The organism is Chitinophaga sp. (assembly GCF_017745275.1).
Classification (GTDB): Bacteria; Bacteroidota; Bacteroidia; order Chitinophagales; family Chitinophagaceae; genus Chitinophaga.
In genome coordinates, this window is the sequence record NZ_JAGHZS010000005.1 from 1 (window position 1) to 14,232 (window position 14,232).

The 14,232-nt window shown below is 47.4% G+C and carries 9 protein-coding genes; 2 read left to right on the plus strand and 7 right to left on the minus strand.

Annotation, left to right across the window (positions count from 1 at the left end; all coding sequences use genetic code 11):
* Positions 1 to 41 precede the first annotated feature (41 nt).
* From J7623_RS15090 to J7623_RS15105, 4 genes are all read right to left on the minus strand, one after another.
* The gene (locus J7623_RS15090; protein WP_291921541.1) at positions 42 to 3,140 is read right to left on the minus strand and encodes an efflux RND transporter permease subunit; all 3,099 of its coding nucleotides are present in this window, start codon (positions 3,138 to 3,140) and stop codon (positions 42 to 44) included.
* An 11-nt stretch (positions 3,141 to 3,151) separates the two neighbouring features.
* Positions 3,152 to 4,198: an efflux RND transporter periplasmic adaptor subunit gene (locus J7623_RS15095; RefSeq protein ID WP_291921543.1), complete on the minus strand. Its 1,047-nt coding sequence runs from the start codon at positions 4,196 to 4,198 to the stop codon at positions 3,152 to 3,154.
* Between the two features lie 13 nt (positions 4,199 to 4,211).
* Positions 4,212 to 5,576 carry a TolC family protein gene (locus J7623_RS15100; protein WP_291921545.1) on the minus strand — a complete coding sequence of 455 codons (1,365 nt, stop codon included), beginning with the start codon at positions 5,574 to 5,576 and terminating at the stop codon, positions 4,212 to 4,214.
* Positions 5,577 to 5,818: 242 nt separating this feature from the next.
* Entirely contained in the window at positions 5,819 to 6,457 is a 639-nt protein-coding gene (locus tag J7623_RS15105) for a TetR/AcrR family transcriptional regulator (protein ID WP_291921547.1), read from the minus strand.
* A gap of 156 nt (positions 6,458 to 6,613) precedes the next feature.
* Here J7623_RS15105 and J7623_RS15110 point away from each other — a divergent pair, with 156 nt between their 5' ends.
* Together J7623_RS15110 and J7623_RS15115 are read left to right on the plus strand one after the other, a co-directional pair.
* Positions 6,614 to 7,120: a VOC family protein gene (locus J7623_RS15110; protein WP_291921550.1), complete on the plus strand. Its 507-nt coding sequence runs from the start codon at positions 6,614 to 6,616 to the stop codon at positions 7,118 to 7,120.
* Between the two features lie 31 nt (positions 7,121 to 7,151).
* Positions 7,152 to 7,511 carry a nuclear transport factor 2 family protein gene (locus tag J7623_RS15115; RefSeq protein WP_291921553.1) on the plus strand — a complete coding sequence of 120 codons (360 nt, stop codon included), beginning with the start codon at positions 7,152 to 7,154 and terminating at the stop codon, positions 7,509 to 7,511.
* Positions 7,512 to 7,610: 99 nt separating this feature from the next.
* On the opposite strand, the gene J7623_RS15120 is transcribed toward J7623_RS15115, so the two are convergent.
* The 3 genes from J7623_RS15120 to J7623_RS15130 are packed head-to-tail and all read right to left on the minus strand — an operon-like array spanning position 7,611 to position 14,222.
* Complete coding sequence (locus J7623_RS15120) at positions 7,611 to 9,839, minus strand: DUF4838 domain-containing protein (protein ID WP_291921555.1); 2,229 nt, start codon at positions 9,837 to 9,839, stop codon at positions 7,611 to 7,613.
* A gap of 22 nt (positions 9,840 to 9,861) precedes the next feature.
* Positions 9,862 to 12,723 (minus strand): tetratricopeptide repeat protein, encoded by a 2,862-nt coding sequence (locus J7623_RS15125; protein ID WP_291921558.1) that lies wholly within the window; start codon positions 12,721 to 12,723, stop codon positions 9,862 to 9,864.
* A 20-nt stretch (positions 12,724 to 12,743) separates the two neighbouring features.
* Complete coding sequence (locus J7623_RS15130; RefSeq protein WP_291921561.1) at positions 12,744 to 14,222, minus strand: glycosyltransferase; 1,479 nt, start codon at positions 14,220 to 14,222, stop codon at positions 12,744 to 12,746.
* Between the last annotated feature and the right edge of the window lie 10 nt (positions 14,223 to 14,232).

Consider the following 14,232-nt stretch of genomic DNA (forward strand, 5'->3'; position numbering starts at 1 on the left):
CGCTCTGGTCATCCGCTTTAATAGCTTTTTGCTTTCTGCTTTCAGCTTTCTGCTCCTTCTAAAGCAATCACTTTGTTACGATGGCTATTTTTCACAATTGGGTCTATCTTAGGCGGAATCAGCTTGTACACTACCGGTGTTACGATACGCGACAACAAAGTAGAACTGATCAAACCTCCAATCAATACTATCGCCAGCGGCGCAATTAACGGGTTGGTAGAAATAGCTACCGGTATCAAACCTCCAATAGCGGTGAGTGAGGTGAGTACTATCGGCAGAAAACGTACTTCTCCGGCTTCACGAATTGCCGCTTCAAGGGAGTGACCCTCCATACGTAGCTGGTTGGTGAAATCAACCAGCAAAATGGTATTCTTTACTTCGATACCCGCCAGCGCAATGAGGCCTATAATCGCTACAAACGACAGCGAATTACCTGTCAGCCACAGCGCGATGGCAGCTCCTACAATACCCAATGGAATCACAGACAATACGATCAACATGCTCTTGAATGTTTTGAACTGCAGGATCAGCACCGCCACAAAGAGGAATACGGTTACAATGATGATACTCATGAAGCCACCAAAGGAATTTTTCCGGCTCTCTACTTCTCCGCCCATTTCATAAGAGTAACCGGCAGGGAGCTTCAACGCATCCATTTGCTTTACAACATCTCCAATGACCTGGTCGGTCAGGAAACCCTTGCGGATAAAAGCACTCACGGCTACTACGCGGTTCTTTTCCTGGTGACGGATCGTCAGGGGAGATGTTTCCAGCTTCAGCTGTGCTACCTGTGAAAGCGGAATCGCGGTCCCCTGGCTGTTGTTGACATACAAATCTTTGAATACATCCATGGTAGGCTTACCTGTTTTTTGCTTCGTGAGCAGGATGTCGTAGTCATTGTCGTTCTGATCATTGTACTGGCCCAGGTTAATACCAGCAATGGCTAAACGTACTACACGATCGATATTTGCCGTGGGAATTCCCAGTTGTTGCGCCTTTTCACGATCTATTTGCACGCGGATATCTGATTTGAGTGTACTCACCGGGTTGTTGATGTAAATAGTGCCCGGTGTTTTTTCCAGCAACTTTTCTACGTTTGCCGCCATGGAGCGTAAGGTATCCAGGTTGTCGCCGAATAAACGTACTTCTACCGGTGCTACCATAGGGGGGCCCTGTTCAAAGTTCTTTACTTCTACTTTTGCACCTGGATAAGGTGTCCATTTTTTACGCAGGGTCTCAATCAGTTTGTTTTTTTCAGCCGGACTGGCATGCTCGTCAAGTTGCACAAAGATCTGCGCATAGTCGCTTCTTTCGTTCTCCTGCGTTTCATTATAGTAGATGCGTGGATTCCCTTTACCGATATTGCTCGCATAAGATTTGATCGCTTTTTCCTGCTTCAGTTCCTTTTCCAGCTGCTCTACCACTTCGTTGGTATAAGCGAGATTAGATTGAGGCGGCGTAAAAATGTTGATCAGGAATTGTGGTTTTTCGGAAGATGGGAACAGGCTGAAGCCAATCACTTTAAACAATCCGATGGCCGCTCCAAAGATCACTAACGATACCACTACGGTCAGTAACGGACGATGTAATGCTTTGTCCAATAGTTTGGCATAGCTGCCATGGATCATTCTCTTCAGCAAACGCATAAAGAAGTTCCCTTCCGGGTTGCCGGTATGTTCCTTCAGCAAACGGCTGGAAAGGAAAGGTATAATAGTCAGCGATACCGCCATGGATGCCAGCACACTGAATATCACGGCCAACGGGAGACTGCGGATAAAATCCCCGCTACCTTCCGGCATAAATACCAGCGGCATGAAAGCAATGATCAGGGCTGCGGTACAACCAACTACCGCTAATCCAATTTGCGAGGTGGCTTTCAGCGTGGCTTCCATGCGACTATGTCCTTCCAGCATCCAGCGCTCTATGTTCTCTACTACCACAATGCTGTCGTCCACCAACAGCCCCAATGCGACTACCAGTCCTACGATACTCAACTGGTTCAGGTTGAATCCAAACAATTGGAGCAACACAATTCCAATAGACAATGACAGCGGAATGGAGATCATTACAATCAGTGCCGGTCGTTGTCCCAGGGGCAGTAAGGTGAAGGCTACGAGCAGGATGGCAATGATGAAATCCTTACCCAGCCCGCTTAAACGGTTGTTTACGGCAGTGGCCTGATCAAAGTATTGCACCAGGTCAATATTGGCCGGTAGTGTTTTTTTGAATTGCTCAATAACGGGCTTGTATTGTTGTTGTGTTTTGGTGATGTTTTCACCGGATTTCTGCGCAGCAGACACCACTACGCACCGGTGGCCATTCAGCCGGACAAAATATTTCTCATCTTCAAAACCATAATAAACGCGGGCAATATCTTTCAGGAAAATATTTTTACCGTTGGCGTTAGAGACGATGGTGTTGCTGATTTCTTCTATATTTTGATAGTTGCCGCTGGTTTTGATATTGAAGCTTTTTTCGCCGGCATCAATACTACCGCCGGGTATATTGGCCATTTCACTTTGAACCGCCGCCATTACTGCGTTAACGGGCAGGTGTAGCTGCGCCATTTTGTCGAGTTGTAATTCCACGCGTACCTGTTGATCCGGTAAGCCGTGCAACTTTACATTTTTCAGGGAAGACACTTTTTCCAGTTCATCCTGCAGCTTATCGGCATAGTAGCGGAGTTTATCACGGGAAGCATTTTCCGAGATGAGTGCTACCTGCAGTACGTTTACATCGGAAGGTTCCTGTTTGTGTACTTCTATGCTGTAGATGTCGGCTGGGAGGTCTTTCCGCTTGTTATTCACTTCTCTTACCAGTTCCTGGTATTTCTGGTCTACGTTGGAACTGTATTTATATTCTACCCGCATCACGGCTACGCCATCGTTGATGGATGTGCGTATCCGTTTGATATCATCCAGTGCATAGATCTCTTTTTCCAGTGGATCTACTACCAGGTCTTCCATGTCTTTAGGGCTGGTGCCGGGATATACCACTACAAGGGTATATTGTGGCGCTCTCATTTCCGGATCTTCAGAGCGGGGCATATTGAGGATGGTGGTGATGCCCAGCACAATGATCATAATGAATATCACCAGGGTAAACTGGTAATTTTTGACGGCGTATCTGGATATTTTCATGATAGTAATTGTTATTGGATGATACGGATGGGAGATTGATCCTTGAGATAGGCGCTGCCGGAAATAATGAGTGCCTTTGCCTGTTCCATGCCATTGCTGATGAGTACATTTTCTTTTTCCATGCCGGCAATAGTGACTGGTATTTTCTGAGCGATTTTGTTATCGTTGGTCACGAATACAAAACCGCTGCTGCCGTTACCGTCCAGCAGGGCAGCATAAGGAATGCTCCAGGCGGTGTTGTTGTTGCCGGCAGCGCCCGTATTGATATGGCAACGGCCAAACATGCCGGCCGCGATAGCGGCGGGCTTGTTGCCGGATAGTTGTACGTCGATGAGGAAAGTACCGCTTTGAGCGTCCACACCTTCTGATTTGCGTGTAACCGTTCCGGTGAGTGTATCGCCTGGTATTCCAGAAATTTCAATGGTGGCTTTGTCGCCGTTTTTCACCTGTGCCCATTCTCTATCGCTAACGCCTACACGTAATAGCCAGTGCGCACTGCTGGCGCCGTTGGTTTGCAATACCGGTGTACCGGCATTCACCATTTGGCCGCTGCTCACCAGCTTATGCAATACATAACCATCCTGGGTGGCGTGAATGGCGGAATAGCTGCGGTTAAACTGGGAAGTACTCAGTTGCTGTTTAGCCTGGTCCATGGCTGTTTTGCTGTTTTCCAACTGCTCCTGTGTGGCCACGCTGTCGTTGTGCAGGCGTACAATACGCTGGTAATCCCGTTGGGCTTTTTCAAAAGCCAGTTGGTCTTTTTGCACCTGGGCATCTATTTCGGTGAGGTTCAGGGTGGCCAGCAATTGTCCTTTACGTACCGGGTCACCTTCTTTCACGAGGATATTGCTGATGATGCCATTGGTTTTAAAAGAAAGATATACTTCGTCGTCGGTGGTAAACTGACCGGATGCATTGATCGTGGTGCTGGTACCTTGTTTGGCCAGTGCCATTATTTTCACCGGGATGGTATCTGAAACAGTGACGGTAGCTGCGGGTTTAGTGCCGCAGGAAAACAGGATCATAGAAACCGGGAGGAGAAGCAATGTATTTTTCATGTGAGTACATTTATTAGTTGTTGTGATTGTCGATATTGTAAGATGCCTGCGCACGTTCTACTCCGGCATACGCCGTTTGCACAGCGGCCTGTGACACGGTAGTTTGCAATTGTGCCTGGGTGAGTTGATTTTGCGCGTCCAGTAATTCTATATACAGTAGTTGTCCTTCCTTATATACTTTCATCTGGTCGCGGTAATATCTTTCTGCAAATGCCAGTTGGCTTTGGGCAGTTTTGAAATTCCGCAGTGCAGTTTGGTAGTTGTTGAGGGCCTGGTATAGCTGTAACTGCAGCTGTTCCGTGGTTTGAGAGGCGGCATTGGTAATGGAAGCCACATCGTTGGCTGCCTGTTTGATTTTGTATTTGTATTTATGAGAAGCAAACAGGTTCCATTCCAGGTTTACCCCAAAAAGATAATAGCGGGTATTGGCATCGAAATTAGCGACCGTTCCCTGCGAGCCCAGGTCAATGAAGGTGCTGAGTTTCGGTACCAGGTAGGAGCGTTGTAATTGTTCGTTTAGTCGGTACACGGTAGTGGCGCTTTTGTATTGTGCCAGCTCTTCACGTTCGTTGATATCCTTCCCTGGCAGCTGTTCCGGCGTAGTCAGCAGTGTGCTGTCCAGTGTAATGTTTTCTTCGAGGCCACGGTTCAGCAGGAAGTTAAAATAGGCTTTGGCATTCTGCCGGTTGTTGATGGCTTTGTTGATGTCAGCGGCTGTTTTCTCTTTCTCTGTTTGCGAGCGGTACAGGGCGGTGTTGTTTCTTACACCGTTGCGTACCATGCTCTCATTGATGCGGATATTTTCGTTGATCAGGGAAAGGGCATTGTTATAAATAGCTACTGCCTGTGCTGCCTGGTAGTATTGATAGTACGCGGTTTTGATATCACGTACCAGTTCCCGTTTATACACGTTCAGGGCTGCCTGTTGCTGCGTGATTTGTTCTCGCTTAATTTTTTGGTTGTAATAAATTTCTGCATTGATCAGTGGTATACTGGTCCTGACTTTAGCGTCATAAAAGTTATCGGGGTTCAATTGAACGCTGGCGTTCTCCAGTGATTTGAAGTTATGGCTGTTTGTCAACTGGTTCAGGCTGTTGTACACTGGGTTCATAATGTCGCCAAGCGGGATGTCGATAGTACGGCCTCCTTTCGATTTGGTGTAACTGCCAAGTAAGGATACATTGGGACCAAACAGGCTTTTGGCTTCCTGTAATGCCAGTAGCGATTTGGTCAGCTGAAAGTTCTGGTCTTTCAACCCTTTATTGTTGCTGAAGGCAGATTGTATGTATTGATCCAGCACGGTGTTTTGTGCGAAGGAGCTGAAACCCGCTACCAGCAGGCCTGTTAACAATGCTCCTTTTGTGAGTGATGTGTACATAGTGAACGGTGTTTATTTAAACCGAAAAAAATAAAGCCGGTAAGGCTTTTGTTATCATTGTTGATATACTAAACGGTGTTTAATTCTGCACTTAAAAAAAAGCCAACACGGCTTTTTGAATTGTTTTCAACGACACATTACTTTCTCACGAATAGAGGGACCTTCACCAGAATGCCTGTTGACGGGCTTCTACCTGTTAAGGCGATTAACTCCAGGAAATATTTTATGTTCTTGAAAAAAAATTAAAGTTTAATCATGCGTAAGTATTCCCGGATGGCTTCGTCTACTACTTTCGGCATATCTTCTTCTGATACCCTCGATACTTTGGAGCATCGGCCACGCAGGTGAAGGCTGATCAGGCCATGGGCAAAACCCCAAACAGAAAGCGTAGCAATGGTAGGATCTTTAAACTTCACTAACTTTTTATCGATACATTCTTTCATCAGGTAAAACAAGGCATCATATGCCGGATCCCCGTTTTTCCATTTCTCTTCTTCTACCAGGGCATTCATCGGCGCCTTAATAATAAACATCAGGTCATACAGCTCCGGATGTTCCCTCGAAAAATCTACATACGCTTTTGCCAGTTGCTCTAGTCGCTTAAACGGATCCGCTTCGGTTATCTTTGTCTGAAACTCTCTCGACAGGGTAGCAAAAGCATCTGTCTGCACATCATACAGCAGTTGGTCTTTATCTTTATAGTAAAGATAAATCGTGGCAGGACTGTACTCTATCTTATCTGCAATGTTGCGGATAGATACTTTTTCATATCCTTCTTCCACAATCATTTTGGCAGCAACGTCTACAATACGCCTGCGCATTTCTGCTTTTTCCCGCTCTTTTCTTTCTATAATGCCCACATTGGATGGTTTACAGTGCAAATATACTGAACGGTGTTTATTTTCCAAATTTTATTTCTGAACCCGGGCCTGACGGGGCCATACATGCGCTAAATGCCCTGATATTGACGTAAATACCCCCACTGAAAAAGCAACGCCACTTTTATCTTTGTTACCAGTAACCTAATAAAAAGCAATATGAGCAGTATCAATAATACCATTGCAGCACTGGAACTGGCTCAGATAGGCTGGGTAGTTCCGGACATTCACACCTCCGTAAAATTCCTGTCTAATGCCCTGGGCATTAGCTTTCCCGAACCGGAATATATCCGTGCGCAGGATCTTGATATGACCTATTATGGCAAAATAGTGGCCGGCGACTGGCTAACTACCCAAACTTATAACGGGGGGACTTTCATTGAACTGATCCAACCTCTTTCCGGTCAAAGCATGTTTCATGATTACCTGGCTAAATACCCGGCAGGTGGCACACAACATCTTGCTTTCCGTTTACCCATCAGTGGTTTTGAACAGGTGGTCCATGATTTGAGGGAGCAGGGATGCACGGTGATCAGTGAAGTAGATCACCCCATAGCCAGGATGGCTTTCTTTGATACCTACCAAACGCTCGGCGTTGCCACCGAAATTATGGGCATTACGCCGGAAGGGTGGACCGCCATCAAACAAATGGAAAAGAACCGGTAACAAAATGTTTAACCATAAAAAACCTGTAATCATGACAGTAGAACAGATCGCCTCACGGCTGGCAGAACTTTGCCGGGAAGAAAAATTTGATGTGGCACAAAAGGAACTGTATGCAGATGATGCAGTAAGCATAGAACCTTACGCTACGCCTGAATTTGAAAAGGAAACCAAAGGCTGGCAGGCTTTAGTGGAAAAAGACAAAAAATTCAATTCCATGGTAGAAGAACGGCATGGCACCACCGTATCTTCACCGCTTGTTGCGGGCAATGTTATTGCCTTTGTATTAACCATGGATCTTAAAATGAAAGGCAAGGAGCGTATGACCGTGAGTGAGCTTTGTGTATATCACGTAAAAGATGGCAAAATCATCTCAGAGCAGTTCTTCATGTAACAACATGTGTCATCAGGACCAAAACGAAACGGTGTTCTAACGGTTAACATCCCCATTGCGGCATTTTTTGCGCAGTCAGATGGCAGGGCGCTGTGCATCCTATTCCACACTAACTTCATCACAGCACAGCGCCGGCTTCTTCCCTTCCACTAACCGCCAATCCGGCAATGTTACGGGGCATTTGGCTGTCACCCGCAGATAGCGGGCGGAGGTGGCTGGCAGTGAAAAGGAGTAATGCAGGATATGTACTCCGAAATCTTCTCCCGGCACAGGAATGTCCTTTACGCCCGCTTCTTTGAAATTAATACCATCGGTAGAAGTAGCAATCAGCAGTTGTGTTGGATTAAAGATATAATGCCGGGCGTCCTGTAAAAAATTCATTTGCACCGTGTGGATGGTTTTATTACTCCCCATGTCAATAGTGGCAATCATATCTTTCCCATAAGTGAACAGCCAGTTATAGGTGAAGTCGTTGCCCCCGAACAGACCATCGGTGAGCGTTGCTTCTTTTTTAGGTGTGTACTCCGGCGTATAGCCGTTCACGAGGGTTACCGGCGCATGCAGCGCCAGGCTGTTGATCCACTTACGGGAGAATAGCGCCTGCCATTCCTGCGCATAGGCATCCGGTGATAAACCGCCTTCTGATAACTCCGTTACCCCGGCAGCTTTACACTGCTCCACGAAACGATTGACCCGCGCCGGCCATTTTGGTACCACGCTGCCGTCGGCCTGTAAATAACCATACTTTTCATTGCCATAAAAACGCGACTGCTGCAATACCACATACTCCAGGAATAACCGGGTCTGATATACATGCTGCAGGTAGGGCGTTTGGTCGCCTGCTGCGGCTTCAGCCTTATCCAGCAGGGTAGAGTATTGGTCAATCAGCGAGGGCGATAAATAATCGCGGGCATTGAAGATAGGATTGCCATAAATATCCAGGGTACTGCGGGTGCTTTTAACGGCGTTACTCAGCGCATCGAGGTATTGCCCTATAAAAGGAGCAGCAGGGCCGTAATAACCCTTTAAAAACGCTGCTTTCACGGTTTTAAGATCTGCATTGGGCTGCCATAACAGTGCCGCCTGCACGTAACTGTTGTATTCCGCCATATCGCCATAGGTTTCCCCACTGCCCTGTGAGAAAACGCCTTTCACCTGGTGTGCGGCAAAATATTGCAGATTGGGTTGCAGGTTGTTGTAATCGGGGAATGGCGCCAGGTAGTTGGTAAACTGTGTAGTATAATCCCAGATGAACAAATTGCCCGTAATAGCGCTCCAGCTCTCAAGGTTTTTCCGGAACCCTGCAGCGGAAGGCGTTTGCGATAATGGATCCTGCCGGAATGCATCAATGGTACTTAGCATAATGTATACATTCCCGGCCGGTTTTGTTTTCAATGGCGCTTTGGCGGTATAACCATAGGCCAGCGTGGTGAAACGCTGCTCCGGGAACTGAGCGGCTACCCGGTTCACAAAACGGATCAGCGATCCCTGTGGCCCGCCTTCTTCGGCATCTGCTTTCTTACACAGGTCACAGGTGCAGGCGCCACCACCATCTTCCGGTGCAATAGACCAGTACATGGCATCCGGGTTATCTGCAATAGCTTTTTTAAACCAGGTTACCGTTAACGCATAAACGTTTTCATTGCTCAGGCAAAGTTGTTGCGCCTGCCTTTTCCCATTTACCAGCGAATAATATTCCGGGTGATCTTTAAAATAAGTAGCCGGTGGTATCAGCTTGAAGAAGGAATGCCCCCAAAGCCCCCACAGATCCTCGAAGCGTTGTAATCCGTGCCACGACAGGTACTCCGCGTCCGTAGAAGCGGGGTAGTAGCTTTCCCGGTAAAGAAATGCCGGCTCCTGTAAGTCTGCAATGTTGCCGGTAATGCGTATATCCTTTGACGTGGGCACTACTGCCGGCCCTTTGGTATCCTTACGGCAGCCCATATACGTTTCCAAAGTATGGTACACACCATATACTACGCCCTGGCCACTACCACCGCGGATATATAGTTGTTTGTCTTTGCTCCCGGTGAAATAGCCATCGCCCTTTATTTTTTCCGGCCCCGTAGTACGTGCGGTGTTACCAATAAAAACGGCCGGCTGATCTTTATATTGACGTTCGGGTATCACCGTTAGTTTTACGCCGGAAATACGTTGTACATAATCCTGGAAAATACCGGCAGCTTTGGTTTCAGCTTTGGTGGCCGATTCTGGTATCACAATCACATAAGCGCTCTGGCCCTGCTTTACCAGGTATAAGTCGTCTGCTTTACCTGGTGCACAGGCACTGTGTAACAACGTCGTCATCGTCAACAAAAGGTAACTCATAGTCCTGTACATTGTAAGTCAGTTAAAATTTCCGCTGAAGCGATACATAAATATCGTATTGGTTCTGGAACCCGGTATCCGTGATTTTCTGGTTAATCCAGGTGCCATATAATCCCAGCGAAGTACGGTAATGCAGTACTTTCTGGTAGCCGGCCCCAATGCTGTGTGTCAGCAACCCGGTAAGATTGGGAAAGTTGACCAACCGGCTCCGGTCGTCCGGAGAAGTACCCAGGCCTGCCACTACCTGCAGATAATCCTGCCGCCTGTTCATATAGTAACGGGTGGTCAGGTTAAACGCTGTATAATTTTTGGAAGACTCACTGATCACAAAGCCACGCAGGTTCACCCAGAAATCGCCGAACGGTTTCGCTACGGACACTACACCGGATACACTGCTGACACTGTCGAGGTTCAGGTAACGTCCACCCAGCTCCACTTCAAAATCTTTTCCGAATGTTTTGAAAATAGAGTAGGCGGCGCGAAGTTGCGGGAACACGGTTTTATTGGAATAAGCTACCATCCCGTAAGAATATAATTTCGGGTTGTGGGTATAATACATTTCTGCAAGGCCCTGTAAGCCGTTACCGGTTTGCCTGCCGGCGTAGTTAAGCTGAAATGCATAAGAACCCCGCTTAATAAACCGCCGGTATTCTATGGTGGCAATATTGTATTTATTATCAGAGTAGTCGTAGCTGGAATTGAGGTAGTACAACCCAAACTGGTTCTTCAACGTTTTGCTTTGGAGATAATCGCGGTAGTCTGTATTCACGGCAGTAGGCTGCAGCTTCACCAGCGAATCCGCTGCCAGTGCGGCGGCGGTAAAATCTTTTTTATTCTCCAACGTTACTACACGCTTCATTAAAAACGCTTCGTTATTGGGATAGTATGTCAATCCCTGCGCGGTATATGCCAGTGCGCTGTCATAACGTTGTTGTCCGTTGAGCGCATTGATGCTATACAGCAATACCATGGAGTCTTTCGGATTCAAGGCCAGTACCCGGTTAAACATGGCCAGCGCGCTATCCGGTTGTTGCCGCCGTTGGTACTCTGTACCGGCGTAAGTAAGACTGTTGATATAAGCAGCTTTGTACTTGAGCGTATACGGATATCGCGCCATCAGGTCAGCGGTGATAGCTGCTGCTGCGGCGTAATCGTGATTGTCCTGTAGTACAGACGCTTTCTTCAGCAGGAAGTCGCGGTTACCGGGATAGTATCCCAACGCTTTATCTGCATAGTACAAGGCGCTGTCTGGCTTACCGGTAGCGCTTTCCATGTTGATCATATAATCCAGTGCATCCTGGTTGGATGGCGCTACGGCCAATACCTGCTCAAACTGTTGTTTGGCAAGATCATATTCTTCTGCTTTCATCAACACGCGGCCTGCTGTCAGGCGCATCTCTGCGAGGTTGCTGTTGAAGCGCTCATCTGAAGGGAAGCGCTGCGCCAGTTGCGATGCTATGGCTGCGGCTTCTTCGTACCTGCCTGCGTCGGAGAGCACACTGGATTTTTTTAGTAAGAAGTAAGTGTTGTCCGGGTAGTAACTGAGAGCCTGATCCAGCACCTTTAAGGCGGCTGGTGTATTTTTTTGGGAGATGTAGGTATTGGCTAAAAGATTGAGTACGGTTGTATCGTTAGGGCTCACAGCCAGTGCGCTTTCGAACGATGCCAGTGCGAGGTCATACTGCTGCTGTGCGAGGTAATCGCGGCCGCTGGCGGTTTGCAGCAGTACCAGTCTTTCTTTTAATTCCGGATTGGGCGAGCGTTGATACAACGTGCCGGCCAATGCCGCAGCGGCGCTGTATTTGCGGTCTCCTTCCAGTACATCCATCTTCAATGCCAGCAGGCGGGCATCGGTGGGATTATTCTTCAGACCTTTGTTAATCCATACCAGTGCTTCTTTATAAGCACCCCGGGCCATGCTGTAGCCAATGAGTTTATCAAGCGCCTCGCGGTTGCCGGGACTTTTTTCCACTACGCCTTCATACAGCGTATAGGGGTCGGTGTTAGCATACCACGCAGCTGCTTCCATTTTAAGCGTGGTTTCCAGTGTACGGGCTTTGGCATCATTGGGATACCGCCGTTGTATTTCTTTGAGGGTGCTGATGGCATCCACATAGGCGTGCATGTCTTGCTGAATCCCCAGTTTACGCATCAGTAAATCATAGGAGCCGGGAGAGGCGCTTAAACCTTCATTCACCTGTTCCAGGGCCGATTGGTAGCTGCCTCCTTTGAGGGCCACTGCCAGGCTGGCTTCCCTGGCCTGTTGGTTGCGTGGATCCACCAGTAATATCCTGTCGTAGCTTTGCCGCGCCATGCCTGCATTATTCAGTTGTTGATAATAGCGGCCGGTCAGCAGGTAATGTTCTATATAGGAATTGCGTACGGTAGTATCTTCCGGGTATTTGCTCATCAGCGTTTCCGCCAGTTCATTGCCACGATATACTTTATGTTGCAGGTCCAGTATGCCCAGCTTCTTGAGCATAAACTCGAGGCTGCCGGGGAAGTAAGCCAGTGCTTCATCGGTATAACATTCAGCTTCGGTATATCTGCCGGTGGTCATCTCCACATTGATGGCATAATAGTAAGCATCCCGGTAACGGGGATTTTTGGTCAGTACCGCTTTCACATATTTGCGCGAAAGGTCGTACTGTTTGGTGAGCATATATAACCTCGCCAGCAATAACTGCTGATCAATAAAATCGGGTTGTTGCTGCAAAGCCTGTTGCGACAAAGCGATAGCTTTGTCATAATGTTGTTGCTTCGTTTCCGCCACTGCCTGGTTATACAGGGCTTCTGCATTATCTTTCTGTTTAAAAACCTGCGCCTGCGTTTGCAACGCCAAACATACTACTATACCGGTGAACAGATGTTTTAATACAGCCATCGCTTTTCCTGTTTATAAGTTTACTTTCGTTTACCAAATCCTTGTCGCTGCATATTTCCCCAGGCAGATTTCTTGCCAATAAGAAAATACCAATATCCGCGCAATGCAAAAAATACGATCAATGGGTGATAGAGCAACGGCTCAAAGAAAGCCATGAGCGCCAATCCGATCACTTCCCGCCAGGTTTTATAATAGCCGTAGGTGATCTGGTCCCAGCAAATGGCCAGTGTGGTAATCATCACGGAATACAGGTATACAAACAATAACAAAATGAGTGCATACTGCCAGTTAACCTGACCGGTAAGACCGAGATAGATATAATAGAGGATACCAATGAATTCAATGACCGGCGCCAGGAACTCAAAAAAGAGGTTGTAGGGTAGTACCACCAATCCCAGCTTTTTATACCGGGGATTAAAAAATAATTTCCGGTGTATGGTGATGATCTCCGCCAGCCCTCGTCCCCAGCGGGTTCGCTGCCGGCTGAATATTTTCATATTGGGTGGCCCTTCCGTCCAGCATTGTGTGGTAGGAATATAGCGGATAGCATATTTCATCTTGTTATCCAGCATATAAGCACACATACGGGTAACGATATCCATATCTTCGGCGAAAGAGGCATGGTCATAACCGCCTGCTTTGATGGCTACTTCTTTATCAAATAGTCCCAGTCCGCCGGATACATTCGGTACACTGTTTAATCCGCTCCAGCCCATTTTCCCCAATACATACGCGCGTATGTACTCCATTTCCTGGAAGCGGGGGAGCAGTTTTTCGGGGGGGCGTACCCGTAGTATCACCCCTTCGTCCACATCCAGAGAGTTGGCCAAACGGAGCGTAGCACCGGTAGCAATCACCTGGCGGCTATCTTCTACTACATGTATAAATCCGCATTGGGGGCAAGGTTCGCCTACTTCCCTGGTTTTCTTATGCTCTTCATCCATGAAGGGCTTCACCATGCGTAGCAGTGTATCTTTTTCTATAATACAATCCACATCTGTACAAAGGAAATAATCAAAGGAAGCAGCATTAATACCGGCATTGGAGGCGTCAGCCTTACTTTTCCCGTTTATTTTATCAATCACCAGCAGTTTGTCGTAGGCCGTGTTGGTGGACTTATACAGTTGTCTTACCGGTTTCGTTACTATCCGCTCGTTGTAGGCAAAGTCTACAGGCACCAGTTCAAATTCGTTGATGAGTTTCTCCAGGGTATCATCGGTGCTGCCGTCGTTTACGATGATCACCTCAAAGCGTGTATAGTTCAACGTTAGCAGGGAGCGAACGTTCATAATAATGGTAACGCCTTCGTTGAAAGCAGGTGCAATCACGGAAATGCCCGGTGTAAGCGGGGAGTCGAGAAGGTGGTCATAGTTGGTAAAGCTGCTTTTTTTGCGAAAGCGTATAATACCACGATACGACATATACGCCAGCAGGGCATACATGAATAATAACGTACAACCATATATGAATACGCCGTGTTCAAAAAAAGTTCTCAGCATACGTTGCTCT

What these genes read in the sequence shown, in the direction of transcription:
- J7623_RS15090 (WP_291921541.1), bottom strand. Translation starts at nt 3,140, where the DNA reads ATGAAAATATCCAGATACGCCGTCAAAAATTACCAGTTTACCCTGGTG.
- J7623_RS15095 (WP_291921543.1), bottom strand. Translation starts at nt 4,198, where the DNA reads ATGAAAAATACATTGCTTCTCCTCCCGGTTTCTATGATCCTGTTTTCC.
- J7623_RS15100 (WP_291921545.1), bottom strand. Translation starts at nt 5,576, where the DNA reads ATGTACACATCACTCACAAAAGGAGCATTGTTAACAGGCCTGCTGGTA.
- J7623_RS15110 (WP_291921550.1), top strand. Translation starts at nt 6,614, where the DNA reads ATGAGCAGTATCAATAATACCATTGCAGCACTGGAACTGGCTCAGATA.
- J7623_RS15115 (WP_291921553.1), top strand. Translation starts at nt 7,152, where the DNA reads ATGACAGTAGAACAGATCGCCTCACGGCTGGCAGAACTTTGCCGGGAA.
- J7623_RS15120 (WP_291921555.1), bottom strand. Translation starts at nt 9,839, where the DNA reads ATGAGTTACCTTTTGTTGACGATGACGACGTTGTTACACAGTGCCTGT.
- J7623_RS15125 (WP_291921558.1), bottom strand. Translation starts at nt 12,723, where the DNA reads ATGGCTGTATTAAAACATCTGTTCACCGGTATAGTAGTATGTTTGGCG.
- J7623_RS15130 (WP_291921561.1), bottom strand. Translation starts at nt 14,222, where the DNA reads ATGCTGAGAACTTTTTTTGAACACGGCGTATTCATATATGGTTGTACG.